The sequence below is a fragment of the Leptospiraceae bacterium genome, from assembly GCA_025059995.1.
Taxonomy (GTDB): Bacteria; Spirochaetota; Leptospiria; order Leptospirales; family Leptonemataceae; genus SKYB61.
This window is the reverse complement of the sequence record JANXCF010000009.1, coordinates 69,146-94,370: the sequence shown is the minus strand read 5'-3', so window position 1 is coordinate 94,370 and position 25,225 is coordinate 69,146. Positions and strand designations below refer to the sequence as shown.

Below are 25,225 nucleotides of genomic sequence, written 5' to 3'. Positions count from 1 at the left end.
TAAATGATCTCCAAGCTCAAAGGAAAAGTTACTCGAGTTGATGTTCAAACCATTTACATCGATACTGGCACAGTTGAGTATGAGGTTCATGTCCCATTGAACGTCATCGAAGAAATCCAAAAAAACAAAAAAAAAGTCTGGGAGATTTATATTTACCACTACAACCAGGGGGAGCTCGAAAGGCTTTATGGGTTTTTGGAATTTACGCAGAGGGAGCTCTTCAAAATCATGATTTCATTAAAAGGCATTGGACCTTCTTTGGGCTTGAGTTTACTTTCTCATCTAAATGTAGATCAACTTTTGGATGCATGCGAAAAACACGATATCGAAACCTTAACCAGAATCCCACGAATTGGAATTTCGATTGCTGAGTCTCTGATTTTCGAGGTCAACCGAAAAAAAGCCGTCTTTCAAAAACTTCGTGATGGCTCAAAACCCATCTCTGTTCCTTTGGAAGATGTGATTTCGGGATTAAAAAACTTGGGCTACAAAGAAAAACAAATCCAAGAGGCAATCCGAAAAATCCAAGCAAGAAAGGAGCTTCCTCAAACCGCCTCAGACTGGATTCGAGAAACACTAAAAATCATCAAAGATTGAAGGAATTTACGAAGATTTTTGTGTAGGTTTTCATATCGCAGCTTGGTGATCTTTTCGTCTGTGAGTTTTTTTTGATTTCGTTGGATGTAGGTTTCCACTTTGTGGGTAAACACTTCTAAATCTTGATAGTTTTTTGCTAATTCTTGAAACCTCTGATAGAATTCTTTTTGTTGATCAAGACTCATTGAAGGTTTGTAGGGTTTTAATAGGTCATGGATTTCTTTTGCTAAAATTTCTATCTCTGGATGAAGTTTGGGCTTTATGGGATTTTTTTTAAAAAATTTATAAATCTCTTTTACTTTTGATTTGTCAATTTCGGGGAAGTTTTTCAATTCTTTTTCTGTTAACATGGGAATGTTTTGAATCTTTGATCCTCTTTTCGTGAGGTTGAAAATTTGAACTTGGTTTTGTAATTCTACGGCAGTTTCTTCGAACCAAAGTCGGTATAAATCCATCACCACATCTCCGTAGGTTTGTGGGGTACTAATTCCGGGGACCTTTGTTTTGATTCGTTTTTGAAAGAGAATTTCGTTTTGGTGTTCTAATGTGTGAGTGCGATGGATGAGGATTTGCCATTTTTCGTAGTGATGGGTTCCTACGCAGTGAAGTTGTCTATTGGTCCATGCTAAATCCTGTCCAATCAAAAAGATGGTTTTTGAACCAAAAAATCGAGCAATTTCAAAAGCATTCGTAGAAACCGAACCTCCTGATTGGATGCTTCCCACCTCCTCGGATAAAAGAGATTCAACGAATTGAATTCCTTTGGTTTTGAAAGAAATCGGTTTTCCATCAGGCTGAAACGCATATTGAATCGTAGAAGAAAAAATCCATCCCAGAGGACGAAGTTTTCTTAAAAGAAAAGGATGAACCACGAGGTCAGCAATAATCAAAGTATCATCGAGCTTCAGACCCCGAAAGTGAAAATAAGTGTGGATTTGCCCATCCAAAAGAACCACAAAATCAGGTTGGATGCCCATCTGATGAAGTGGCTTCAAAGAAGCATCTGTTGCCAGTAGTATGGCTTTATTTTGGAGGGATTCTAAGACGGATTTACTTTCTTTGAGGGAAGGACCCGCTCCAATGATCACAAAAGGAAATGGCAGAGCATTTTTGTAAAAAATTAAGCGATTGTGTTTTTGTTCTCGGGAAAGATACATGGCATTGTTGAGGATATTTTGAAACCAAAGGTTTTCGAACTCGAAAGTCGTAAGTAAACTCGATAACTGGCTTTTAAGTAAAACTGAAGTTTTCTGCATGATGTTTTGATAAAACAAACGATTGAGATTTACTGACGGAAGGTGCTGAAAAAACCGAAATCCCCGTATTTTCTCCGGTGATAATTGATATAAATACTCCCAAAGAAGTTGGAGGTTCTTTTCGGTGATGACATGACAATTCGGACTCAGCAAATACTCATGAAACCCCAAACTATAATTCCAATAAAAACCTAAAATTTCTTCGTTTTGTTCAATGATGATGGTGATTTGGTTGGGATTTCGATGTTTTAACAAGTAGTCAAAAAAATATAAGTTTCCCAGTCCCAGAAAAAACCAAATCCGATTTTCTTGGAACTTTAAAAGTTGTTTTGATAGTCTTTCCATTTCTTGAATGGGATTCTTGGTAGAGGAAAGGGGAACATTTTTATATAAAAGATAATAACCTTTTAGCTCAGCTTTGTGGAAAGAAAGATTGTTTTTTTGTTTTTCCCATTGGGGTAAGAGAACTCTAAGATAAGGTTTTCGTGCAAAAAGGACTTCTTTTTGATCTTCCAAGAAATCTTTTGGAAGTGGGCTTAAAATAAAATCATTCATATAAAACTCTCATAGTTTTTTGTAATTTTCATAAAGAAAATTAACTTGCAAAACTGATCCTACAAAAAATATCGATGGTTTAAGTTAACATCCAACATGCAAAACGAGAATCTTAAAGAAAAAGAAAATAAAGTTCATCTTCATCCCGTGCAGTTTATCGGAATCCTTTTTTCGATTGTGTTTGAGTTTCTTGGTTTTTTGATTTTGTTTTTTTTCTTTGGGTTTTTGCTTCAAAAGTATGTGTTTGATGGGAGTCCTTTTGTTTTGATTTTGTCGGTTCTTGTGGGGTTTTCTTTGGGGATGTATTTTTTATATCAACGTTCGAAAAGACTGAGCTCTGCATCCCTCAAGGATTTAAAAAAACAAGAAATCAGAGGATTTCTCTTCCGCAGAGAAAAAGACTACCAACAAAAAATGGAAGAACTCCAGAAGAAAATCCAAGAAACAGAAAATCATTTGGAAAAATTTATAAAAAAAAATAAATAATGAAACTTTGTCGGGTTCATACTATTTGGTTGAGTTTACCTGTTTTTTGGGTTTTGGTTTTTTTGATTTTTGGAAATGAAACAACTACTTTGGGGGTTTATCGGTTTTTGGTTTTGAATTTCGTTTATGTGATAGCAACAATTCCTTTTTTTTATTGGTTTTTTATTCGTCATTATCGAAAAAACGATCCCAAGAGTCTGATTCCCATTCAGGTAGAAATCTTTGTTCATTTTTTGTTCGCATTTTTGTTCATGATATATTCTCAAATCCTCAATACCTATTTGCCAATTTACTATTTTTTGATTTTTTTGATTGTCTACTTCCTTTTTAAGCTTGCAATTTTACTATGTAGTAAAAAAACATACTTAAATTTATGAAAATTAAAAAAATTATACTATTCTTTTTATTATTTTTTTTTAGTGTTTCTCTTTTCGGTGGCGAAGAGAAAGAAAGTCATTCCCATTGGCACCAACCTACGCTGGATGAAGTGATTACCCACCACTTGATGGATGAACCCCTGTTTGAATTTCAAATCGGTGGAAGAAAGGTTTATCAAGGTGAACCGGGTTTCGATAAGGACCCATATCGTAGATACATATTTCGTGATGAAAAAGGATTATACAAATACGAAGGTGGAATCCCCCTCCACATCACAAAGCGTGTGGTGATGATGTGGATTGTTGCCATTTTGCTTTTAGTGATTTTTATCACAGCAGCAAATAAAATTGCCAAAAATCCCTACAAAATTCAAGGACGTTTTGCAAATTTGGTTGAAGTTCTTTTTCAGTTTGTACGTCATGATATCGCTGAAGCTAATATGCATCATCCCAGCAATTTCTTTTTAGGATACATTCTCACAGCTTTTTTCTTTATTCTGTTTAGCAACTTGTTGGGGCTCTTCCCACCTTTTGGTGAGATTGCCGAAAAAATCTACTCTGCCATTACGGGGCATCATCATCCCCACGAGGTAGGTGTTTTGCCGTCTCCTATCCTTGCGATTTGGCCCGGAATTACTGTTACTGGTGATATTGCTGTCACTTTTACTTTAGCTGCCATGACCACAATTCTCACTTGGGTTGCCGGGTTTAAATATCAAGGAATACAATTCATTTGGCATGCAGTTCCTTCGGGAGTTCCCTTGTGGTTATATCCTTTGTTGTGGCCTATTGAGTTTTTGGTAGCACCTCTTGCTAGAGGTTTTGCTTTGATGATCCGGCTTTTAGCCAATATGACCGCTGGACACGTGGTGATTTTAGTGATTGCAAGTTTTATCTTTCAATTTTCAAAATGGACCCTTTTGGCGGTGTTTGTGGCTTTTCTTTCTGTTTTTGGTATGTCATTTATGTATGTTTTGGAATTCGTTGTAGCATTCCTACAAGCATTTATTTTTACTTTATTGTCTTCTATTTTCATCGGGTTAAGCATGCATAGGCATTAATGCACTTTTTTAAGGAGGAAACGATGATAAGTTTGGCATTCATTGGAGTGGGCCTAGGAATAGGCTTGGTGATAATTGGAGCTGGCTATGGAATCGGTAAAATTGGTTCCTCAGCAGCAGAAAGCATCAGTAGACAACCAGAAGCAGCGGGAGCAATCCAACTTGCTATGATTATCTCTGCTGCCTTAATTGAAGGTGCGACTCTCTTTGCTCTTGTGATTGCTTTTCAATTGGGTGGAAAGATCACCGACGAAATCATGCTAAAATACGCAGAAAAACCTGCAGTTGTTGAACAACAAACCGGAAAATAATCCGGTTTGTATATTTCTTTATTGAAAAAGGAGGATAATCATGAAGATTCTTTTAGCAGGTGGAATAGCTCTTTTGGAAATGAATCCCGGTTTAGTGATTTGGACAACCTTTACGTTTATTTTGGTAGCCGTTCTTTTATACATATTTGCTTGGAAAAAAATCATTGTTGCCTTAGATCAGCGAGCTGAATACATTGAAAATAACATCAAACAAGCAGAAAAGCTTCGGATTGAGGCTGAACAGAAATTCCAAGAATACGAAACTAAATTACTAGACCTCAAGCAAGAAGCTCAAGAAATCATCCAAGAAGCCAAAAAAGATGCAGAAAATCTCAAAAACGAAATCGTCCAAAAGGCAAAAGTGGAAGCCGAAGAATTACGAAGAAGAGCTCAAAAAGAAATCAACTTGGCTAAAGAATCAGCCATCCAAGAAATTCACAACTATGCCATAGAGTTATCTATGGAAATAGCAAGAAAAGCCATCCACAAAACGTTAACACCCGAAGAACATCGAAGGTTGCTGGAGGAAACTTTAAGAGAGTTAAAGTCATCGCAAAACTGATTGGGGTAGATTATGATATTCGAACAAATCCCAGATTCCTACGCAAAGGCTTTATTAGAACTCACTCAAGGGAAAGAACAAGAAACCATTGACTATTTATCCCAGGTTGTAGAAGTCATCAGAAAAGACCGAGAAATAGAAAATTTTTTTTACAATCCTGCCATTAGTAGAAATTGGAAAATTGATGTAATTAAAAAAACTTTTCAGGAACTCTTACCTGAGGTATTACTGAATTTTCTTTGTGTTTTGGCAAAAAACGATAGAATGATATTTCTTGAAGAAGTCCTAGATATCTATCGTCAATACTACGATCAAATGATGAACATCATTCCAGTGAAGGTAATCACAGCTATTCCATTGGATGAGTCGTTAAAAAAGAATATCATAGAAACACTCAGTCACTATTACAAAAAAAATGTGGATGTAGAATTTATTACCAAACCAGAAATCATTGGTGGTATAATTATACAGTCTCAAGGTTATGAAATTGATGACAGCATTAATACGAAATTGAAGGTCATTTATAAAAACTTAAAAAACACAAAACTTACTGGAGTTGTATATGAAGATTAAAGTCGATGAAGTAGTTAATTTATTGAAAAAAGAAATTCAAAGCTTCGAAAAACAATTGGATTTAACAGAATACGGAGAAGTAATTTCAGTAGGTGATGGGATCGCAAGAATCTATGGTTTAGAAAATATAATGGCAAGCGAAATGGTGGAATTCGAAGACGGAACTATAGGTTTGGCTTTTAACTTAGAAGAATCCTCTGTTGGTGTAGTAGTATTAGGAGAGTATGAGCAACTTCGTGAAGGAATGAAGGTAAAACGAACTGGAAAAATTCTCCAAGTTCCTGTTGGAAATGCCCTTCTTGGTAGAGTGGTTGATCCTCTGGGACGACCCTTAGATGGTGGACCCGAAATCAAAGCAGACATGACCTATCCAGTAGAACGTATAGCTCCTGGGGTTGTAACGAGAGAACCCGTGAAAATTCCCTTACAAACCGGGATCAAAGCGATTGATTCCATGATACCCATTGGAAGAGGTCAAAGGGAATTGATCATTGGAGACCGAAATACAGGAAAAACCGCCATTGCTGTAGATACCATCATCAATCAAAAAGGACAAGATGTGATTTGTGTATATGTGGCTATCGGGCAAAAAGCCTCCAAAGTAGCAGCTGTTGTGGAAAAATTAAAACAATATGGTGCTATGGATTATACAATCGTTGTAAATGCTTCCGCTTCAGATCCTGCGCCACTGCAATACTTAGCACCTTATGCAGGTTGCGCAATGGCGGAGTACTTTATGTATGAACATGGAAGACATACGCTTGTAGTCTATGACGACTTATCGAAACAAGCGAATGCGTATCGACAAATGTCCTTGCTTTTACGTAGACCTCCAGGACGAGAAGCTTACCCAGGGGATATTTTTTATCTCCATAGCCGGTTGTTGGAGCGAGCAGCAAAAATGAACGATAAATACGGAGGAGGTTCGTTAACAGCTCTTCCTATCGTGGAAACTCAAGAAGGGGAAGTTTCAGCTTATATTCCAACGAATGTGATTTCGATTACAGATGGACAAATTTATCTACAACCAGGTTTATTTGCGGCAGGGCAACGACCAGCGGTTGATGTGGGGATTTCCGTGAGTCGTGTAGGTGGAAATGCTCAAATCAAAGCCATGAAGGCGGTGGCAGGTCGCCTTCGTCTGGATCAAGCCCAATTCAAAGCCTTGGAAGCCTTCGCTCAATTAGGAACAGAATTGGATCCAGCAACCCAAGCTCAGTTGGATCGAGGTTATCGAGTGATGGAAATCCTCAAGCAAGATGAGTCTGATCCCTACCCAGTTGAAGATCAAGTCGTTGTGATTTTTGCTGTGACACGTGGATTGTTCGATAAAGTACCTGTCCCAAAAATTCGTGAGTTAGAGAAACTCCTTCTTAAACACTTAAAAGAAGCCCATCCAGAAATCCTCAAGTCCATTGCAGAAAAGAAAATTATTGAAGATGAAAAACTGTTAGAAAACACCATCATGGATTTTGTGAATTCTTATTTGAGTGGAACAGCTGCTGATATTCGAACCAAAAAAGCTTCTTAAAGGGATAAACTATGGCAGGATTAAAAGAAATCAAAAAGCGAATCAACTCCGTAAAGAACATACGAAAAATCACCAAAACGATGGAGATGGTTTCAGCTGCTAAATCACGAAAGATGATGTTGCGCGTTCATGAGTCTCAACCCTATGGAAAGAAAATCTTCGAAATCATGGAAAACTTATCCCAGATGGTGGGGAATGTGGATAGTCCTTTTCTACAACCCAAAGAAGATCCCAAAACGTATTTACTCTTTATCATCACTGCTAATCGAGGATTATGTGGAGCTTACAATTCCAATGTTTTGAGATTAGCAAGACAAAGAATCAGAGAACTTCAAGAAAAAGAAAAAAATCTTCGGATTTACGTAATGGGCAAAAAAGGAGCTACCTACTTTAAATTTGTTCGTATCCCAGTGGATAAAGTATATCCAAACTATGAGGACAAAATACGTTTTGAGGATGCGAAAAATATCATGAATGAGTTGATGATGTCATTTCTTCAGGGTGAGTTTGATGTTTTGGAGGTGATTTCTACCCATTATTATTCTTCAACTTCCCAAAAACCTGATGTCAAGCAATTACTCCCCATGATTACAGCCGAGAAAAAAGAAAGGGTCGAACCGAACACTCTATTTCTTCCTTCGAAAGAACAAATCCTCAAAAAGATCATTCCTTATATGCTTGAGTATTCCTTATATAAGCTGATGTTAGAGGCAACAACATCCGAGCAAATTTATCGAAGGATTGCCATGAAATCCGCATCCGATGCAGCAGGAGATATGACTAAAATTTTAACAAGGATGTATAACCGAAAACGACAAGGAAAAATTACTCAAGAAATAGCAGAAATCGTAACCAGTGCTGATGCTATACAATAAAAGAAGAGGTGTAATATGAATGTGAAACATAAACCATCCTATGGAAAAATCACACAAGTTATTGGAACTGTTATTGACGTGGCTTTCGAGAATGATCGGATCCCAGAAATTTACGAAGCTTTGGAAATGGTTGTGGATCGTTTTGGTAAAAAGGAGCGATTAGTAGCAGAGGTTCAACAACAATTGGGAGGAAGACGTGTTCGGGCTGTAGCACTTTCATCAACTGATGGATTAGTTCGTGGACAAGAAGTAATTGCCACGGGTGCCCCTATTAGTGTTCCTGTGGGGGATGTGACGTTAGGAAGGATTTTTAATGTTTTAGGCGAAGTCGTAGATGACGGACCACCAGTTCAAGCAGATGAATATTGGCCAATCCATAGAGAAGCTCCAAAAATGATGGATCTTGAACCGAAGGTTGAAATTTTTGAAACTGGCATCAAGGTGATTGATTTACTTGCACCTTATACAAGAGGTGGTAAGACTGGACTTTTTGGTGGAGCTGGTGTAGGAAAAACCGTTATCATCATGGAGTTAATCCACAACCTTGCAAAAGAACATGGAGGATATTCTGTTTTCGCAGGTGTGGGAGAAAGAACCCGTGAGGGAAATGATCTTTGGTTGGAGATGAAAGAATCAGGCGTTATCAGTAAAACTGTTTTGTGCTATGGACAGATGAATGAACCGCCTGGTGCGAGATTACGTGTTGGTCTGAGTGCCCTGACAATGGCGGAATACTTACGTGATGTAAAAGGGGTAGATTGTTTACTCTTTATTGACAATATCTTCCGTTTTAGCCAAGCGGGTTCTGAAGTTTCTGCCTTGTTGGGTCGTATGCCCTCAGCTGTGGGTTATCAGCCAACCTTGGCAACGGAAATGGGGGAACTCCAAGAACGTATCACATCCACAAAAAGAGGTTCCATTACGTCAGTACAAGCGATTTACGTTCCAGCAGACGACTTAACGGATCCAGCGCCTGCAACAGCTTTTATCCATTTGGATGCTACAACTGTATTGAGTAGAGCCATTGCCGAAAAAGGAATTTACCCGGCTGTAGATCCTCTTGATTCTTCCTCCCGAGCTTTACAACCTCATATTGTAGGACAGGAACATTACCAAGTCGCAAGAGAGGTTCAAAGAATCTTACAAAGATATAAAGACCTACAAGATATTATTGCTATTTTAGGTATGGATGAACTTTCAGAAGATGATAAAATTTTAGTGGCAAGAGCAAGAAAGATTGAGAGGTTCTTATCACAACCATTCCATGTTGCTGAACAATTCACTGGTAGAAAAGGGATTTATGTGAAGTTGGAGGATACCATTCGATCCTTCAAAGAAGTTATCTCTGGTAAATACGACCACATCCCAGAACAAGCATTCTACATGACAGGAACAATTGATGATGTGATTGAAAATGCGAAAAAAATGGGAGTTCAAGTTTAATTAGCCGATGATCCGGCTTTTCTTTTTCTGAAAGGAACAGGATATGACACAAGAAGGATTATTTTTAAGTTTGGTTACACCATATCGACCCATATTCGAAGGAAGTGTTAAGAGTGTGATTATCCCTTTGTTTGATGGATTAGCTGGGATTTTAAAAAATCATGTTGATGTCATAGCTGAGTTAGGACCTGGTAAAGTTGTTATTACCACTGATGAAGAAAAGGTAGTATATTTTATTGATGGTGGTTTTCTCGAGGTAAGAAAAAATAAAGTCACTTTATTAGCCAACGAAGCATACAAAAAAGAAGAACTCAAAAAAGAACAGATTCAAAAAGAATTCCAAGAAGTTCAAAAACTCAAAGCTCACGGAAGCGAACTAATAGAATTAAAATTACAAAAGCTTGACGCTCTAAGAAAAAAATTATCTTTTATACAAGAAAATTAATCTTGACTATTTCTTCTCTTTTTTATTTTTTTCTATCAGGTAGAAAAGTCATTTTTCTTTCTAAGAAAACCGAAAATGTAAAAAATATATGAGTCAAAAAGAAAGTTCATCGCAATTTGAAGACATAGATTTTGATTTAGAAGCCCTTGATCTACCTGATTTTACTTTGGATGATGAACTAAATATAGATTTAGATGAATCTGTAAATAAGCTTCATGACTATGATTATGAAGTGAAATCTGACTCTGATGATGTTAATGCTAATCATGAACTTTTATTAGAACAAGAGAATCAAGAGGAATATGAAGATTTTGGTTCTGTAGCACTTACGAGTAACGAATTAGATGAGATTTTGGAACTTGAGTCGATAGATCAAGTTTCTGAGAAAGAAATAGGGTCTGAATTAGATAAAGACTCCCATGGAGATTACTCATCCGAATTAGAAATAAGTGATACATTAGAAAAAAAGGAGTCTGTGGAACTCCCAGAGCCTATTGAAATCGATTTAGAAGAAATGGATGAATCTAATTTAAAACCTCTAAAAACATCAAATGAAACAACAGAAATTGATGAAGTAGAGCAGCCTATTAGTCTAAGTGAAAATGAGTTGGATGATATTCTATCAGAAGTTCCAGAGGATTTTGAGATTGATGATATACAAGAAACGAATGAGGACCTCCCCTTGCTTGAAGTCCCTGAACCTGAAATTCCAGAAGAAGAATTAGTAAACAAAATAGTATTAGAGGATGAAGAAAAGCCCATCTATGAAAATCAGGGAGCCAATAATTTGGATGAGAAAGATTTTGAAATGCCTAAACTTTCAGACGTTTCTATTGATGATGATGAGTCTATTTCACTTACACCTGAAGAACTTGATCAAATTGTGTCAGGTGAAGAATTCCAGGATTTAGCTTTAGAACTTCATGAAGAAGTAGAACAACAAGAAAACGTTCAAGTTGATGAAATATATAAAGATGATTTAGAAACCATCGAAGTTCCGGAACCGATTGTAGAAGATGAAGAAAAAATAGCCCTTACAGACAATGAACTAACAGACATTATAGAAGAAATTAAAGGAGACTTGGATCAAGTAGTAGTACCAGAGCCAGAAATTTATGAAGTAAAATCAACACTTGATCAAGGAATTCAAGAAAAAGAAATAAAAGATAGAAGTTCCCTAGTAGACGAGATAGAAAGTGAAACTGGCATACGAAAAGAAGAACTAAAAAAGATCATTGCATACTTGGATACTCTATTTGATAAGCTGCCTGACGATGTAATCAAAGAGTTTAGCCGTTCCGAATATTTTAACTTATATAAAAAAGTGATTGAGACTTTAGGAATTTATCCACCCGAAAACTAAAACTAAAATGGGACTTTTCGAAAAAGCTTTAGCTTTTCAAAAAGAAAAGCGGGGCTTATACCACAAACTTATAGAATTTCGAAAAAAATTAGAAGAAGAACCTAAAAGCCTTTATTTAAAGGCAAAGAAATTTCGGGAACTATTCAATGAAAAAATTGATTTACCGAGATATAAAATCGACGATCAAAAAACCAAACAGGATCCAGAGCTATTAGAATTACAACCTCCCAAAGTTGATATATTTGAAGAATGGGAAAAAGAAATCCATCAAGAGCTATCTCAAAAATCCAAGGACGAAACATTACCCAGTCGAATTCTTGAAGAAGAGGAAGAAGTATTAACTCTTCCTGAAGAAATTCACATTGCTGGTCAGAAAAGAATCGATTACTACTTATCTCTTTTTGACTTTGCAGAAGAACTTCAAGAATTAGAAAATTATGAAGAAGTTTTGGAAATCATCTCTTTTAGTATTCAAGAACAGTTAGGAACTCGATCTATTTTAGTTTTTGGAAATCAAAATGTATTTAAAGAAAATCAACCATCTTTTTCTTCAATAATCCAAGTAGGTTATGAAGAAATCTCATTGGAGCTGAATTATGACGATGATTTTATCAAAGAATGTAAAAGTGTTCCACAAGCACAAGGTGAAATTTTCTATTTGAATTCGTTAAAAAAGAAACTTAATACCCTTCAAACGAAACTAAAGGACTTTCAAAATATCTTTAATGATTTTGTTATTTATTTTCCTTTGATGGATGTGATGGATGCAGAGAGACGTATCTTTGCTATTTTCTTTATATCAAATCCTTTAGATCGAAATGATTATATATTAGATGATCTGGAATTTCTGAGGATATTGATAAAGCTGAGTGTTTCCAAGTTAAAGCAACTTCAAAAGAACTTTGAATTCTATGAATATGTCCAAGAAACAAAAGCATTCAATGAATACACGAAAAACTTATTAGAATTTACAACAGAAATAACTTCATTTAAGAATTTAGATCAAGTTTTTGATGCAATTCAGTCATTTTTAGAAACGAATTTCTCTGTTTCCATGTTTTCATTCATTTTATTGGATACTGATCAAAACTCATATAAATTATTTTCTGGTAAGAACATTTCTCTAACTAGTTTGCAAAAATTTGATTTATCATTTCAAAGTGATTTAGTGAATTTGGTATCTAATTTGAATCAAGTATATGATTTGAAAGACTTTAAAAATCATCAAGATGTGATTGATAATTATTCTGAAGAAGATATTGCTCTAATGGAAAGTTTTCTTATTGTTCCTATAATTCATCAAAATTGGCTGATAGGAATGTTGATAATTCACAAGTTTTCCCGAACACAAAATCAGAATCAATTTTCATGGTTATTGTATTTTGCTACGTTTATCGCACCTGTTATTTCAAATCTTCTGTTTTTCAAAGAAAGGGATTTAGTTCTTAAAGATACATTTAGTCCTATAAAAAGTCTCTTGGAGAAAGAAATCCAAAAATCAGATGAACTACAAATTCCTATAACGATAGTGGATTTCAAAATCAAAAATATCAAACGATTAATGGCAGTAAATGAAGTCAAAAAATTGGAAGAAATCTTGAATAAATTCATAAACACTATCAGAAAAAGTTTAAATAAACAAAGTTTTTTTTCTAGATTATCTTCAAGTAGATTGATAATTCTATTAGAAAATCATACCCAAAAAGATGCACAAATGTTCCTAAGAAAATTGATTACAACAATCAAAGAAGAGAATGTTTTTTTAGAATCTCCCATTGAACCCATCTTTACTTATGAAATCTACACGTATCCAACGGATGTAGATAATATTAAAAAGATACTTGCTTTATTGGATATATAATTAATTCACGTAGTATGAAATGGAAAATAATAGGAATCATTATCTTTTTCAATGTGAGTATTTATTGTAAAACTACACAAAAAGATGAAACGTCTTTAGAAATTGCCTCCAAAATTGAAACAGAAACTTCGAAAAGTGAAATTTTCGAACACCCTTACTTTCTTGATTTAAGTAATAAACTTAAAGAGGAAGCGATAAGAGTTTTGATCATGAATGATAAATATACATATAAACAAATAGGATACATAGAAGAATTCGAAGTCATACCTGATCCTGTCGGAGATCAAGAACAATTAAAAAAATATCGTGAATATGATCAATTATTGAATTTCAAAGATTGGAATTTCGAAGGGGTTTTGAAGGTCAAGCTAAATCCTCATTCAGGAAGTATTGAAAAATTACATTATCACCCTAACTTCATTCCAAAGATGAAGCAAGCACTCCAGCTATTCATGGATGATGCCTCAAGATATCGATTTCGTTATCTCAATGATGAAAAAAAACAGATTGATGAATTTTACATTCGAATGCAGTGGATTATCCAAAAGGATCCCAACTTAACAGAAGAACAATCAAAACAGAAAGCTATTGAATACATCAAACGTTCTTTAAAGCAGTGATTATCCCTTTTTATATTGAATTGGTTTTTTATTCTATTCTTTTTGTGGCATTGGTTATTGTTGGTTATGGTTTTTATGTTTTTATTTATTCACCATCAAGAAAGCTATATTTGGATTTACAATCACCTCCGCCATTAGTTGGAGACGTCAAAGAGATTGTGATTGATAACAATACTCGAAGGAAAAGTGTTTTTATCGGTTTACTCCAATCGGATATATCTTTACGATTGAAGGGGATTGAAGAACCTCACTTAGAAATACATTTCCAAAAAGAAAAAGGACTGGAAGAATACCTACTAACTTTTAAACCTCATGCAAAAAATAAAGTGTTTTGGAAAGCTCCACACACAACAAACTACTCATTTTTAAATGAAGCTGTTACTGTTGAAAGTCGAGAATTCATTGGTCATCCCGCGTATATTCGGATAATTGCTTTTATTCAAAATAATCGACCTATACATTATGTGGAATTCGAACTATCGGTAAAATATTTCTATGATAGTTTTGGAGACGAGAAAATGAAATTCATTTTTAAAGTTATAAAAATCTATCCTGGCATAGACCTAAAGTCTCGCGATAAAAAAGGGATTTATTCCTTTGGAAAACCAAAAGCCGAAGAAGTAGAAGCACTTACTTGATTATGGGATACTTATGAAAACTTTAGAACTAAAAGCTTATTTGCAATGCATGGATTGTCATCAAGTTTACCCTATTGATGAAGTCATATTTCGCTGTCCTTCCTGTAATGGATTATTAGATGTTAAGCATGATATTGAAGCAATCAAACAACGATCTTCTATAGAATGGAAAAGCATATTTGATGAGCGTTTTCGCAAAGGAAATTATCCTTACAACTCGGGGGTTTGGGGGAAGAAAGAATGGGTTCTACCCTTCGTGAAAGAAGAAAATATTGTTTCTTTAGGAGAAGGTGCTACTCCCCTTATTCCATTAACTAAATATGCTCAGGAACTAGGCTTACAAGAACTTTGGATAAAACAAAGTGGAGTGTCTCATACAGGTTCTTTTAAAGATTTAGGAATGACGGTATTGGTGAGTCATGTAAAGCAATTGATTTTTGCGGGAAAACCAATTCGTGCAATTTCTTGTGCTTCAACTGGTGATACCAGTGCCGCACTCGCTTCTTATGGAGCTTATGCTGGAATCCCTGTGATTATCTTCCTTCCAAAAGATAAGGTTTCTTTGGCTCAACTAATACAGCCTATCTCTAATGGAGCTCTTGTGTTGAGCTTAGAAACAGATTTCGATGGTTGTATGAAATTAGTTCAGGAAATTACTATGGATAAGGACCTAGGGATTTATTTAGCAAATTCCCTGAATCCCTTACGAATTGAAGGACAAAAAACAGTGGGGATAGAAGTCATCCAACAATTACAGTGGGAAGCTCCTGATTGGTTTATAATACCAGGAGGAAATCTGGGGAATGTCTCTGCTTTAGTGGAAGGACTCCTTCTTTTAAAAGAAACCCAAATCATAAACCGATTGCCTCGTGTAGCCGTTGCGCAAAGTGCTAATGCAAATCCATTGTATAGGAGTTTTCTCAATCAATTCCAAACCTTTGAACCCATTAAGGCGAAAAATACCTTAGCATCCGCAATCCAAATTGGAAATCCCGTAAGCTTCAAACGAGCAAAAAGAGCTCTACTTCTTACGGATGGTGTGGTCGAGGAAGCTACGGAGGACGAATTGGCAAATATGGCAGGTTATATAGATCGATTTGGGATGTATTTAGACCCACACACTGCCGTAGCCTTTGTTGCATTAGATAAGCTTCGAAGAAAAAACATTATCTTACCAAAAGAACGAGTAGTGGTCATATCCACTGCTCATGGCTTGAAGTTTACTGAATTTAAGTTAAATTACCACAAAAAACAAATCCCCGATGTAAAATCAAGGTTTACTAATGAACCTTTAGTTTTAGAACCAAATTTAGACAAAATCAAACTTGTGATTGAAAAGAAACTCAATCAAATTTCATGAATTTTCTGGATTTATACCCTGATTTGAAGTTTTTTTTCAAAAATATTCATATCCAAGGTAAGGTTTTAACGCCTCAAATCGATCAGCAACTAAAAGAAATCTATGAAAATGAACTAAGTAAAAGAATCTCTGCAGCACAACTAATTTCGATTGATATGATGCTCAAAGAACTCATTCAGAATTCCATAAAAGCGAATATCAAAAAGTGGATAATCCAAAGATATAAACTAAATCCCAATGATAAAAATGACTACAAAAAGGCATTAAGAATTCTAAAACACATACTCTACTTTGTAAAAATAGAAGATTTTGAAACAAAAATTGATGATTTTGATAATTATTTTGAAGTTTTTCTTTCATTTGATGATAAAGTTCTGATTATCCATGTTTTAAATGAAGGTATCCTTCTACAAGAAGAAGAAAAAAGGATTAGAAGGAAGTTTCGAGAAAGCAAGCAAGATCTGAATATATATGACTATTATTTACAAAAGAGTGATACGGAAGAAGGCGCAGGTATGGGGATTTTGATTGTGATCATGATCCTAAAGCAATTAGGTTTTAGTGAGAGGCATTTTGCCATTTTTTGTGTCAAAGAGGGTGTTCATTTTGTAAAAACTGTCTCTCGATTGTATATCCCGTTTAAAAACAACTACTCCCTTCCACGTCAGCGATTTTCTGAATATTGTGAAAGGTTTTCCATCAAACCACATGTACTGAGAAAAAAGATACATTCAAAAAAAATATATCTAAGGTTTTAATAAAATTCTTAGTCGTTGATAGACTCTAAGTATTTTTCACACTCCAAAGCTGCCATACAACCTGATCCAGCAGCCGTAATGGCTTGACGATATTTTTTATCCTGAACATCACCAGCAGCGAAAACCCCAGGAATATTTGTTTGGGTAGTTCCCGGCTTAGTTATGATATAGCCGTCCTCATCAAGATCAAGAAAACCTCGAAATGGATCTGTGTTTGGTTTATGTCCAATGGCATAAAAAAGCCCATTTGCTTCTAAGTCATGAATTTCATTTGTAATGACGTTTTTGATTTTGACTTTTTCTAATACCTCATTACCCAAAGCCTCAATCACTACGGAATTCCAAATGATTTTGATTTTGGGGTTCTTGAAGACTCTTTCTTGCATGATTTTAGAAGCTCGCAGTTTATCCCTTCGATGAACCATATATACAATCGAACCGAACTTTGTTAAGAAAGTAGCTTCCTCACAAGCGGAGTCCCCACCACCAACCACTACTAAAGGTCGGTTTCGAAAAATCGGCAATGCGCCATCACAAACAGCACAGGCAGAAATCCCTTTCTGCCAATAGGTTTCCTCACCCTGGATACCTAATCTTTTTGCCGTAGCTCCCGTTGCAATAATCACAGACTGAGCTAAAACAGGTTCATCATCTTCTAAGCCTTCTCGCCATAGCTTGAAGGGACGTTCAGAGAAATCCACTTTTGTAATGGTTTCCGTGATTATGGTTGTTCCGAACTTGAGGGATTGCTTCCTCATTCTTTCCATGAGTTCTGGTCCAGAAATTCCTTCTGGAAACCCGGGAAAGTTTTCTACTTCGGTTGTTGTTGTGAGCTGTCCTCCAGCGGCAATACCGCCAGCCATGAAACCTTCAAACATAATAGGGGATAAGTTTGCTCTTGCCGTATAAATTGCAGCTGTATGAGCAGCAGGTCCACTTCCAATAATAACAACTTTATGAACCTTATTTGTAAGTTCCATAATATCCTGTGAAAATCTATGTTGCTTTTGTGTCATTCTTTTCTTGTTTTTTTTTCTTTTTTTTTTTAAGTGGTATTGTGGAACAAAAAAAGAAAATTTGGACCTTAGAAGAAGCAAGAGAAGTATTCCCTATCATTTATAAAATCACAGATGAATACTACCGTAAAGTCGAGAGTTTGCAACGAAAGATGGAAAATATCTTACCTGAGTTTGAGCAAGAACAAATAGAAGAGGAAATTCAAAATCTTATTCGAATTTGGATCATGAAGATGATCGATATGAAGGTAGAAGTAAAAGGCTTATGGCTGATTGACTTTGATCACGGGAAAGGGTATTATTGTTGGAAGTATAACGAACCAGATATTTTGTATGAACACGATTATGAATCTGGTTTTCGTGGAAGAAGACCCATAAAAGATGGAATTTAATGTCTATGAAGGAAATACTAAAAGAAAATACCATAATCAATGACTTTTCTGTAATCCTTGATGATGGAAAAAACGTCAAGTTATCCTCACTCATAGGGAAGAAAGGAATAATTCTTTATTTTTATCCTAAGGATTTAACCCCAGGTTGCACAAAAGAAGCTTGCGGTTTCCGTGATGCCATAAGCGAACTTCAAAACTTAGGTTACAACGTTGTTGGGGTTTCTGCTGATTCCGTGAGTTCCCATCAAAAGTTCAAAGAAAAATACCAATTGAATTTTCCTCTTATATCCGATGAACAAAAAGAATTAGCTGAGTACTTTGGAGTTTGGAAGGAGAAAAAAATGTATGGAAAGACAACTATGGGAATTCAAAGAACGACATTTATTATCGACAAGAATTTAAAAATCATCAAGGTTTATCCGAAAGTAAAGGTAGAAACCCACGCTTTAGATATCCTTGCAGACTTAAAGGGAAATACATGAGGTAATCATATGATTAAAAAAATACAAAACAAAAAGCAAGAAATTTTTGAAGTACCAAAATCTATCTTTCACTTCCATCCGAATGTTTTATCTAATGCTCCAACATTGATTCCAGTTTTTGTAGAAACTTCTGATGAGGTGTTGAAAAAAGCACTTCAAACAGAAGAAGAATTTTTACCTAAAGGAATCTTTTTCAATAAAAAAGTTGGAGAAGTTTATTCTCATAAAAATTGGATTTTCTTGGGTTTAGGAGAAAAGAAAAAATTTCATCCAGAGGTAATCCTTTCTTCCTTTCGAATTCTCGGATATCATCTGGCAAATTCAGGACCAGAAGAAATCAATATCTTTATCCCTTTTTATCTTGAAGAGGTTTTATTAGAATTCTCCTCTCTTGATAAAGACTCCCAAAATGATCCTTGGATATATGGAATTTCAAAAGAGCACGAAGCAAAAGATCGAATTTTTTTTGACTACGTTGTGAATTATTCAATTGAAGAATTAGTCAAAACCATCATTTATGCAATTGAATTGGGAGGATTTTCTTTAGGAATTTATAAAAAAAATCAAAAAAACCAAAAGAAAACCAAAGTAGATATTGGATTTCAGGTTTTGTATAATTCCAAGCAATTTGCAGATATCATAAAAGAAGCAAAAAATCTAAGTGATTTGACCAATACCTATCGATTTTTAACATCTCTTCCTGGGAATAAACTGAATCCGGAGACTTACGAACAATTTGTAAAAAACTATGTAGCCAAACTAAAAAATCAAAATCTCTCAGTTAAAGTAATTAAAGATAAACAATTAGAAAAAATGGGTTTTCAAGGGGTTTTAGCTGTTGGGAAAGGATCTTCTGTTTCACCAAGAATTGTGATAGTAGAGTATCAGGGAAAAAACAAAAAAAAGAGACCCTTACTTCTTGTCGGAAAGGGAATAACGTTTGATACAGGGGGAATTTCTTTAAAACCCCCTCAAGAAATGCATGAGATGAAATACGATATGGCAGGTAGTGCCCTCGTGTTATTTTCCGTCATCTTAGCAAGTTTTTTGAAAATTGAATACCCTGTGATCGGAATGTTAGGACTTGCTGAAAACATACCCGATGCAAATGCGTCTCGTCCCGGAGATGTCTATCGAGCTTGGAATGGCGTAACAGTAGAAATCCAAAATACAGATGCAGAAGGTCGTCTGGTGATGGGGGATATTCTATCTTATGGCATCAAAGTTTACCAACCTAGCGTTGTTTTAGATTTTGCTACATTGACAGGTGCTTGTATTATAGCCTTAGGGCATTTCGCAGCTGGTGTGATGACAGCTTCAGATACTTTATACCAAAAAATCGAATTGGCAAGTCGTCTTTCTTTGGAAAGAGTCTGGAGGTTGCCGCACTGGTCTATCTATGACGAACAATTAAAATCCGATATAGCAGATATACGAAACATTGGTGGAAAACCAGCAGGAACCATTACAGCTATGCGATTTTTATCTAAATTTGTTCCTAACTATGTACCATGGGCTCATTTTGACATCGCAGGAACCGCATGGCAAAATTTCGGTCCTGAAAATCAAAAGGGCGCAACTGGATGGGGATTAAAGTTCATGAATACTTTTATGAAAATTTTAGAGAAAGATTAAAGTTCTATTCCCTTGTTAAAGAGTTCTTTTGATAATTCTTCAACAAATTTACTTGATAATTTATCCATTTCTTTGGAAGTCTCTTTTAAAACATTTCCTAAAAATTCATAAACTCTCGTAGGATCATCATCAGAACCAATGATTTTCCCCGAAATTTCTTGAATTAGATGAAATTCTGTTTCGTTCAAAGCTTGTTTTAGTGTGATTTCAGGATGTTGGCTTTTGTATTCAATGATTCTTTGTGCCAACTCAGAAGGGGAAAGTAATTCCATGATCTTTTGTATATATACTTTTTTGCTTATTTTGTATTCCGGTAGAACTACCTGTAAGTTATACTGAAACATCAAATAATCATTTTTCTTACTCTGAGAATTCTTAACAGAAATTAAAAGTCTCTTTTCTGCATCATAAATGAACGTTGCTTTTTTAGAAATTTTGATGGTAGCTCTTTTGTAGTTTTTTTCTTTCATTATGTTTTAGCAAATATTACTTTTGTAAAATTTGTCAATTCAATTTTATTGAAATCTAAAACTTAAATTAGACTTTTGTTTTTTTCTAATTCTTGTATCCAATGTTTTAAATCTTCTAAGGGAACTGTTGAAACTTCATTGAAGAGTTCGTGGCGAAATCCTTTGTATAGCTTGATGGTTTTTTTCTCAGAAGAAATGAGGTTAAAGAGTTCTTTACTTCCAAGGTAATTCGTAATTTTATCCTCTGTGCTATGAGCAATCCAAACAGGGATTTTGATTTTCTTCAAACGATGTTTGATTTTTGAGAAAGTATGAATCATTTCAACTCCTAACCGAACACTCAAAAAAGAATGAACGAAAGCATCTTTTCGATATTCTTCGACGACCTTTCGATTGTGGGATAAATCCTCTGGTTTGAGGCTCGTTCTGAGGACAAGATCAGGCTTAATGAAATACAATACCTCTCCCGCAGCTACTTTGAGGGCTTGAATGATGTTAGTGTGGATTCTAAAAGCTGGAGAACTGAGGATCAATCCTTGTAGTTCCTCTTGATTGGAATGTTGTATGGTAAAAAGAGTAGCAATTAAGCCTCCGAAAGAATGTCCCAAAAGAAAAGGTTTAGAAATATTATATTTTCTTTTTATAAAATAAATATAATTTTCTAAATCAAACACAAAATCCATTATACTTTGAGAGTCTCCTCTCCTTCCAGTGGATCTGCCATGACCTCTTGCATCATAACTGAAAAATGAGTAATTCTGGTCCCGAAAAAAGTTTATGAGATTCTGATAACGATCACAGTGTTCTCCTAAACCGTGATGAAAAACTATGACTTTTTCAGGATCAAAATCAGGAGATTCCCAGCCCTTACAAAATAGTTTGATTCCATCTAAACCTTCTAAAGAAAATTCAACAATCTTATAAGTTTCCATCAATCAATTTCAGGTAAATCCGCATGAAGACACAAAACCAATAATGCCATCCGAATATCAACACCATACCTTGCTTGTTTGAAGTAAACTGCATTAGGTAGATCATCCACATCTGTGGATAATTCATTCACTCTTGGTAGAGGATGCATGATCATGGTATTTCTTTTCGATGCCAGTACCATGGATTTATTGACAACGTAAGTATTTTTCAGACGTTCATATTCGTCTTTGTCTACGAATCTTTCTTCTTGTATTCTCGTTACATATGCTACATCACAATCCCAGAAGGCTTTTAGGTCTTCGGTTTCTTCGAATTCAATCCCCTTTTTTCTCAAATCTTTTCGATAGGAATCAGGAATTGCTAAATCCACGGGAGAAATAAAAACCATTTCTACTGAATAATGAGTGAGGAGTTTAACGAGACTATGGATAGTTCTTCCAAATTTCAAATCACCAATAAAGGCAATCTTCAAACCATCAATCGTGTTTTTTTCTTTATAGATTGTGTAGAGATCCAGTAGGGCTTGAGTGGGATGATGCCCTGCCCCATCACCGGCATTAATGATTGGGATGGATACTGCACTTGCGGCGATTCGACTTGATCCCTCAACAGGATGACGGATGACAGCTATATCAGCATAAGCTTCAATCATCTTCATAGTGTCATAAAGCGTTTCTCCTTTGCTTATACTGGAGAATTGAAATCCCACTGTGCTTATGACTTTGCCACCTAATCTCAGCATGGCAGTTTCGAAGCTCAATCTTGTGCGTGTTGAAGACTCAAAAAATAACGATGCCATGATGTAATCGTTTAACACATTCAAGTTTTTTTTGAGCTTTCTTAACTTTACGATATAGTCTGTGACTTGAATGATGAGCTCTAAGTCTTTTTTGGAAAATTGATCAGGATCGATAATATCTTTATGTGGAAAATCCCATCTCATTTAGCCATGATCATAAATCTAAAAGCAAAATTTTTGAAAATCCTTTTTCTCTCTGCGATGATTTTGAATTTTGATGGGAATCAAAAAGCACCAAATGTATCAAAATCACAAAGAAAAGAAATTCTTTTCGTATATGAAATTTATGATTTGCGTTTATGCGAATTAATACCCGATGTGTTTAAATGCAGAGAATGTTTACTTAAAAATATGCAAGTGGCAAGAAAAATTGTGTTTCTTGAAGATGGTGGGATTCAAAGAGAAGTCGTTTGTCTACCATATAAGAAAAAGTATTTGTATTAAAAACGTATTTGTGTATAATGCAAATCAGGAAGTTTGTGTATTTTTGATTTTTTTTCACATTCAATCACTGTGTCGGCTAAAGAATACACAATCTCTGGATTGATACCAATAAGTTTCAGAAAATACCTCAAGATTAAAGAAACGTTTTGGAGAACTTCAAAAGAACCAATAGAAGTCAAGGATTGAAATTTCCATTCACAATCTTGGTTTTTAATAAAAAATCCATGGTGTTTCAAGATTTCTTGAGTTTTTGTTATCTCAAAATCATTTACTATACCACCAAAGAAAGTTTTTCCCTGAATTAAAGAATTATTCTTTTCAATCAAAAATAGAAAAGCTTGATTCTCTGGTTCCGGCAATAGGCTTCTTAAAAAGTGAATGGAATCAGCAATTTTTAAAGGATTGGATTTTGATAAAAGGCATTCGATACCCTGTTTCCCATAGAGACTAATTTTTTTTTCGTAATAATCAAAGCTGATCTTTTGAGGATTTAAAAACAAAATTTCGAAATCCACACTTTGATCGTTTATAGTTAGAGAATGTTTTTGATTGTGGATTCTGGCTAAAGGGATAGCAATATCAAATTGAAGTATGGGGTTATCTTCTCCTGAGTTAGCTTTGATATAAATTTCATGGTTTTTGAGAAAGAAGGCATTGTCCTTTTCTAAAGTGATTTCCCATTTTTTGGGTGTAGCTCTGAGGTTTTGATTTGTGAACTCCAGCGCTTTTAGGTATTTTTGATGGTTTCTTTTATCCACAAGAAAAAGAGTCACGCCATTGTTAAAATCACCATCCCCCAAATTACTAACCATAAAGGTTATGTAAATGTGAAACAAATCTGAATGATGATGGTAATTCCAAATCTGAACATAGCCTTCGTCGGAGTTTGGTTCGAAATTGCATTCAGCATATAAAGGAGGTGTCAAAATCAGGATAATTAAGAGTTCATACTTTCGAAACTGCTTGATCAAATTCATAAGATAAAGCTTTCACATTGATTTTTGGGTTTATTTTTGCTCTTTTTTCTCCTTTTTTAATTTCTTTTTTCATGTGCCATAGGAAAACATCAAAATCCACTTGCATGGTATGTCTTGGAGAAGCAACGTATCTTTTTTTAACATAATTTCTATAGTCTTCAATCCATTTCCACATTTTCTCTTTTTGAGGAAGTTGATATTGATTCATAAGATATTTACCAATCCATTTCCCTTGAAGTTCTGCGATTGGCATGATAGCTCCTAAAGGCTGAATGAGCCCAACGAAAAACAAGTTCTCAAAAATCGGAGTAAATAAACGATAGTATAAGGGTACATCATTCCCTTGGATTTGTAAAAGTTGTATCAACGAGTCGTCGAAAAATGGAAATTTCACATCATATCCAGTGCAATATATGACGGCATCTACGTCTTCTTCATATGTTCCATCAGCGAAGAAAACAGTTTTGCCTTCGTATTTAGTGATCATGGGTTTGTATAGGATATCCCCTCGTCCCATGCGAACAAGAAGATCCTGTGAAATCGTAGGATGAGCTTCTCCAATTTTGTGGTCTGGTTTTGGTAGGTTGTATTTTCTTAAATCTCCAATAGCGATCCTATACAACAAACTAAAAATGCTTCTTTGTATTTTATAGGGAACAAAAGGCGGCATCAATCCAGGAAATTTATCTGTAGGAAATCCAAACATGTAGTTGGGTATGATCCATGCACCTCTACGAGAAGATAAGATTACTTTTTTACTGATGGCTTTATTGGAAAGTTCACAAGCTATATCCATAGCGCTATTGCCCATCCCTAAGATCACTACTTTTTTGTTAATTAAGTTCACTGGGTTTTGTGGGTCCACGTATTTATGGCTATGAAAGATCACCCCTTTGAAGTTTTCTGTTCCAGGAATAGGAGGATTTGGCCAACGCTCAAACCAGTGATGTCCATTTGCCACCACAACTGCGTCGTAAAATCGGGTTTCGTTTTTATCAGTAGTAACTTTCCAAACAACAAAGTCTTCTTTCACAATTGGTTCAACCTTTTCGACTCCAGTTCGAAATATAATATGCTTTCTCAAATCAAAATGATCAACGTAGTCTTGAAAGTATTTTAGTATTAATTCGTGTCCTGGGAAGTCAGGATAACTTTTGGGCATGGGAAAATCTGCATACTGCATTCTGTCTCGATGTGTATTGATATGTAAAGATTTATAAATATTACTCATTCCGTTATCATTTCCAAATCTCCAATTTCCTCCAATATCACTCCCTTTTTCAAAGCAATCGAAAGGAATGTCTAGATCCTTCATGGCTTTTGCTACAGTAATTCCTGAAGCTCCGGCACCAATAATACACACTTTTATTTTGCCTTCCATAACTTTAAGATTATATAGATTTTG

General features: G+C 35.2%; 28 protein-coding genes. 21 read left to right on the top strand and 7 right to left on the bottom strand.

Annotated elements, in window-relative coordinates:
- Positions 1 to 3 precede the first annotated feature (3 nt).
- Complete coding sequence (gene ruvA, locus NZ853_10935; protein MCS7206201.1) at positions 4 to 597, top strand: Holliday junction branch migration protein RuvA; 594 nt, start codon at positions 4 to 6, stop codon at positions 595 to 597.
- On the opposite strand, the gene NZ853_10930 is transcribed toward ruvA, so the two are convergent.
- A complete protein-coding gene (locus NZ853_10930; GenBank protein ID MCS7206200.1) occupies positions 546 to 2,408 on the bottom strand; it encodes a DUF115 domain-containing protein in 1,863 nt (620 codons plus the stop codon). The two genes, ruvA and NZ853_10930, sit on opposite strands and share 52 nt — an antisense overlap.
- A 96-nt stretch (positions 2,409 to 2,504) precedes the next feature.
- On the opposite strand from NZ853_10930, the gene NZ853_10925 reads away from it, so the two are divergent.
- The 16 genes from NZ853_10925 (at position 2,505) to NZ853_10850 (ending at position 16,672) form a co-directional block, all read left to right on the top strand.
- The gene (locus NZ853_10925; GenBank protein MCS7206199.1) at positions 2,505 to 2,894 is read left to right on the top strand and encodes a hypothetical protein; all 390 of its coding nucleotides are present in this window, start codon (positions 2,505 to 2,507) and stop codon (positions 2,892 to 2,894) included.
- Entirely contained in the window at positions 2,894 to 3,271 is a 378-nt protein-coding gene (locus NZ853_10920) for a hypothetical protein (GenBank protein MCS7206198.1), read from the top strand. The genes NZ853_10925 and NZ853_10920 overlap by 1 nt, the downstream gene beginning before the upstream one ends.
- Positions 3,268 to 4,332, top strand: a complete 1,065-nt coding sequence (gene atpB / locus NZ853_10915; protein MCS7206197.1) for a F0F1 ATP synthase subunit A — start codon at positions 3,268 to 3,270, stop codon at positions 4,330 to 4,332. Before NZ853_10920 ends, atpB begins: the two co-directional genes overlap by 4 nt.
- Before the next feature lie 23 nt (positions 4,333 to 4,355).
- The gene (atpE, locus tag NZ853_10910) at positions 4,356 to 4,643 is read left to right on the top strand and encodes an ATP synthase F0 subunit C (GenBank protein ID MCS7206196.1); all 288 of its coding nucleotides are present in this window, start codon (positions 4,356 to 4,358) and stop codon (positions 4,641 to 4,643) included.
- Positions 4,644 to 4,683: 40 nt separating this feature from the next.
- Entirely contained in the window at positions 4,684 to 5,205 is a 522-nt protein-coding gene (gene atpF, locus NZ853_10905) for a F0F1 ATP synthase subunit B (protein MCS7206195.1), read from the top strand.
- Between the two features lie 12 nt (positions 5,206 to 5,217).
- Entirely contained in the window at positions 5,218 to 5,778 is a 561-nt protein-coding gene (gene atpH, locus NZ853_10900) for an ATP synthase F1 subunit delta (GenBank protein ID MCS7206194.1), read from the top strand.
- Complete coding sequence (gene atpA, locus NZ853_10895; protein ID MCS7206193.1) at positions 5,768 to 7,309, top strand: F0F1 ATP synthase subunit alpha; 1,542 nt, start codon at positions 5,768 to 5,770, stop codon at positions 7,307 to 7,309. Before atpH ends, atpA begins: the two co-directional genes overlap by 11 nt.
- An 11-nt stretch (positions 7,310 to 7,320) precedes the next feature.
- Positions 7,321 to 8,184, top strand: a complete 864-nt coding sequence (atpG, locus tag NZ853_10890; protein MCS7206192.1) for an ATP synthase F1 subunit gamma — start codon at positions 7,321 to 7,323, stop codon at positions 8,182 to 8,184.
- Positions 8,185 to 8,199: 15 nt separating this feature from the next.
- Complete coding sequence (atpD, locus tag NZ853_10885; GenBank protein MCS7206191.1) at positions 8,200 to 9,627, top strand: F0F1 ATP synthase subunit beta; 1,428 nt, start codon at positions 8,200 to 8,202, stop codon at positions 9,625 to 9,627.
- A gap of 43 nt (positions 9,628 to 9,670) precedes the next feature.
- Positions 9,671 to 10,072, top strand: coding sequence for an ATP synthase F1 subunit epsilon (atpC, locus tag NZ853_10880; protein ID MCS7206190.1), 402 nt, complete (start codon positions 9,671 to 9,673; stop codon positions 10,070 to 10,072).
- 88 nt (positions 10,073 to 10,160) lie between these two features.
- The gene (locus NZ853_10875) at positions 10,161 to 11,435 is read left to right on the top strand and encodes a hypothetical protein (GenBank protein MCS7206189.1); all 1,275 of its coding nucleotides are present in this window, start codon (positions 10,161 to 10,163) and stop codon (positions 11,433 to 11,435) included.
- Positions 11,436 to 11,442: 7 nt separating this feature from the next.
- Positions 11,443 to 13,296 (top strand): GAF domain-containing protein, encoded by a 1,854-nt coding sequence (locus tag NZ853_10870; protein ID MCS7206188.1) that lies wholly within the window; start codon positions 11,443 to 11,445, stop codon positions 13,294 to 13,296.
- A 14-nt stretch (positions 13,297 to 13,310) separates the two neighbouring features.
- Positions 13,311 to 13,916: a hypothetical protein gene (locus NZ853_10865; protein MCS7206187.1), complete on the top strand. Its 606-nt coding sequence runs from the start codon at positions 13,311 to 13,313 to the stop codon at positions 13,914 to 13,916.
- Entirely contained in the window at positions 13,913 to 14,554 is a 642-nt protein-coding gene (locus tag NZ853_10860; protein ID MCS7206186.1) for a hypothetical protein, read from the top strand. Before NZ853_10865 ends, NZ853_10860 begins: the two co-directional genes overlap by 4 nt.
- A gap of 13 nt (positions 14,555 to 14,567) precedes the next feature.
- Positions 14,568 to 15,914: a threonine synthase gene (thrC, locus tag NZ853_10855; protein MCS7206185.1), complete on the top strand. Its 1,347-nt coding sequence runs from the start codon at positions 14,568 to 14,570 to the stop codon at positions 15,912 to 15,914.
- Positions 15,911 to 16,672, top strand: coding sequence for a hypothetical protein (locus NZ853_10850; protein ID MCS7206184.1), 762 nt, complete (start codon positions 15,911 to 15,913; stop codon positions 16,670 to 16,672). The genes thrC and NZ853_10850 overlap by 4 nt, the downstream gene beginning before the upstream one ends.
- Before the next feature lie 8 nt (positions 16,673 to 16,680).
- Here the strand turns inward: NZ853_10850 and trxB are convergent, their stop codons facing one another.
- Complete coding sequence (gene trxB, locus NZ853_10845; GenBank protein MCS7206183.1) at positions 16,681 to 17,652, bottom strand: thioredoxin-disulfide reductase; 972 nt, start codon at positions 17,650 to 17,652, stop codon at positions 16,681 to 16,683.
- Positions 17,653 to 17,729: 77 nt separating this feature from the next.
- On the opposite strand from trxB, the gene NZ853_10840 reads away from it, so the two are divergent.
- The 3 genes from NZ853_10840 to NZ853_10830 are packed head-to-tail and all read left to right on the top strand — an operon-like array spanning position 17,730 to position 20,197.
- The gene (locus tag NZ853_10840; GenBank protein MCS7206182.1) at positions 17,730 to 18,080 is read left to right on the top strand and encodes a DUF2203 domain-containing protein; all 351 of its coding nucleotides are present in this window, start codon (positions 17,730 to 17,732) and stop codon (positions 18,078 to 18,080) included.
- 5 nt (positions 18,081 to 18,085) lie between these two features.
- The gene (gene bcp, locus NZ853_10835) at positions 18,086 to 18,562 is read left to right on the top strand and encodes a thioredoxin-dependent thiol peroxidase (GenBank protein MCS7206181.1); all 477 of its coding nucleotides are present in this window, start codon (positions 18,086 to 18,088) and stop codon (positions 18,560 to 18,562) included.
- A 9-nt stretch (positions 18,563 to 18,571) separates the two neighbouring features.
- Positions 18,572 to 20,197: a leucyl aminopeptidase family protein gene (locus tag NZ853_10830; protein ID MCS7206180.1), complete on the top strand. Its 1,626-nt coding sequence runs from the start codon at positions 18,572 to 18,574 to the stop codon at positions 20,195 to 20,197.
- On the opposite strand, the gene NZ853_10825 is transcribed toward NZ853_10830, so the two are convergent.
- The 3 genes from NZ853_10825 to pyrB form a co-directional block, all read right to left on the bottom strand.
- Entirely contained in the window at positions 20,194 to 20,667 is a 474-nt protein-coding gene (locus NZ853_10825; GenBank protein MCS7206179.1) for a hypothetical protein, read from the bottom strand. The two genes, NZ853_10830 and NZ853_10825, sit on opposite strands and share 4 nt — an antisense overlap.
- 62 nt (positions 20,668 to 20,729) lie before the next feature.
- A complete protein-coding gene (locus NZ853_10820; GenBank protein ID MCS7206178.1) occupies positions 20,730 to 21,599 on the bottom strand; it encodes a lysophospholipase in 870 nt (289 codons plus the stop codon).
- Positions 21,599 to 22,543 (bottom strand): aspartate carbamoyltransferase, encoded by a 945-nt coding sequence (pyrB, locus tag NZ853_10815; GenBank protein MCS7206177.1) that lies wholly within the window; start codon positions 22,541 to 22,543, stop codon positions 21,599 to 21,601. The genes NZ853_10820 and pyrB overlap by 1 nt, the downstream gene beginning before the upstream one ends.
- Here pyrB and NZ853_10810 point away from each other — a divergent pair.
- A complete protein-coding gene (locus NZ853_10810) occupies positions 22,523 to 22,843 on the top strand; it encodes a hypothetical protein (GenBank protein MCS7206176.1) in 321 nt (106 codons plus the stop codon). The two genes, pyrB and NZ853_10810, sit on opposite strands and share 21 nt — an antisense overlap.
- On the opposite strand, the gene NZ853_10805 is transcribed toward NZ853_10810, so the two are convergent.
- Together NZ853_10805 and NZ853_10800 are read right to left on the bottom strand one after the other, a co-directional pair.
- On the bottom strand, positions 22,840 to 23,820 hold the full coding sequence (locus tag NZ853_10805; GenBank protein MCS7206175.1) for a hypothetical protein: 981 nt from the start codon (positions 23,818 to 23,820) through the stop codon (positions 22,840 to 22,842). The genes NZ853_10810 and NZ853_10805 overlap by 4 nt on opposite strands.
- On the bottom strand, positions 23,789 to 25,201 hold the full coding sequence (locus NZ853_10800; GenBank protein MCS7206174.1) for an NAD(P)-binding domain-containing protein: 1,413 nt from the start codon (positions 25,199 to 25,201) through the stop codon (positions 23,789 to 23,791). The genes NZ853_10805 and NZ853_10800 overlap by 32 nt, the downstream gene beginning before the upstream one ends.
- Positions 25,202 to 25,225: the final 24 nt, after the last annotated feature.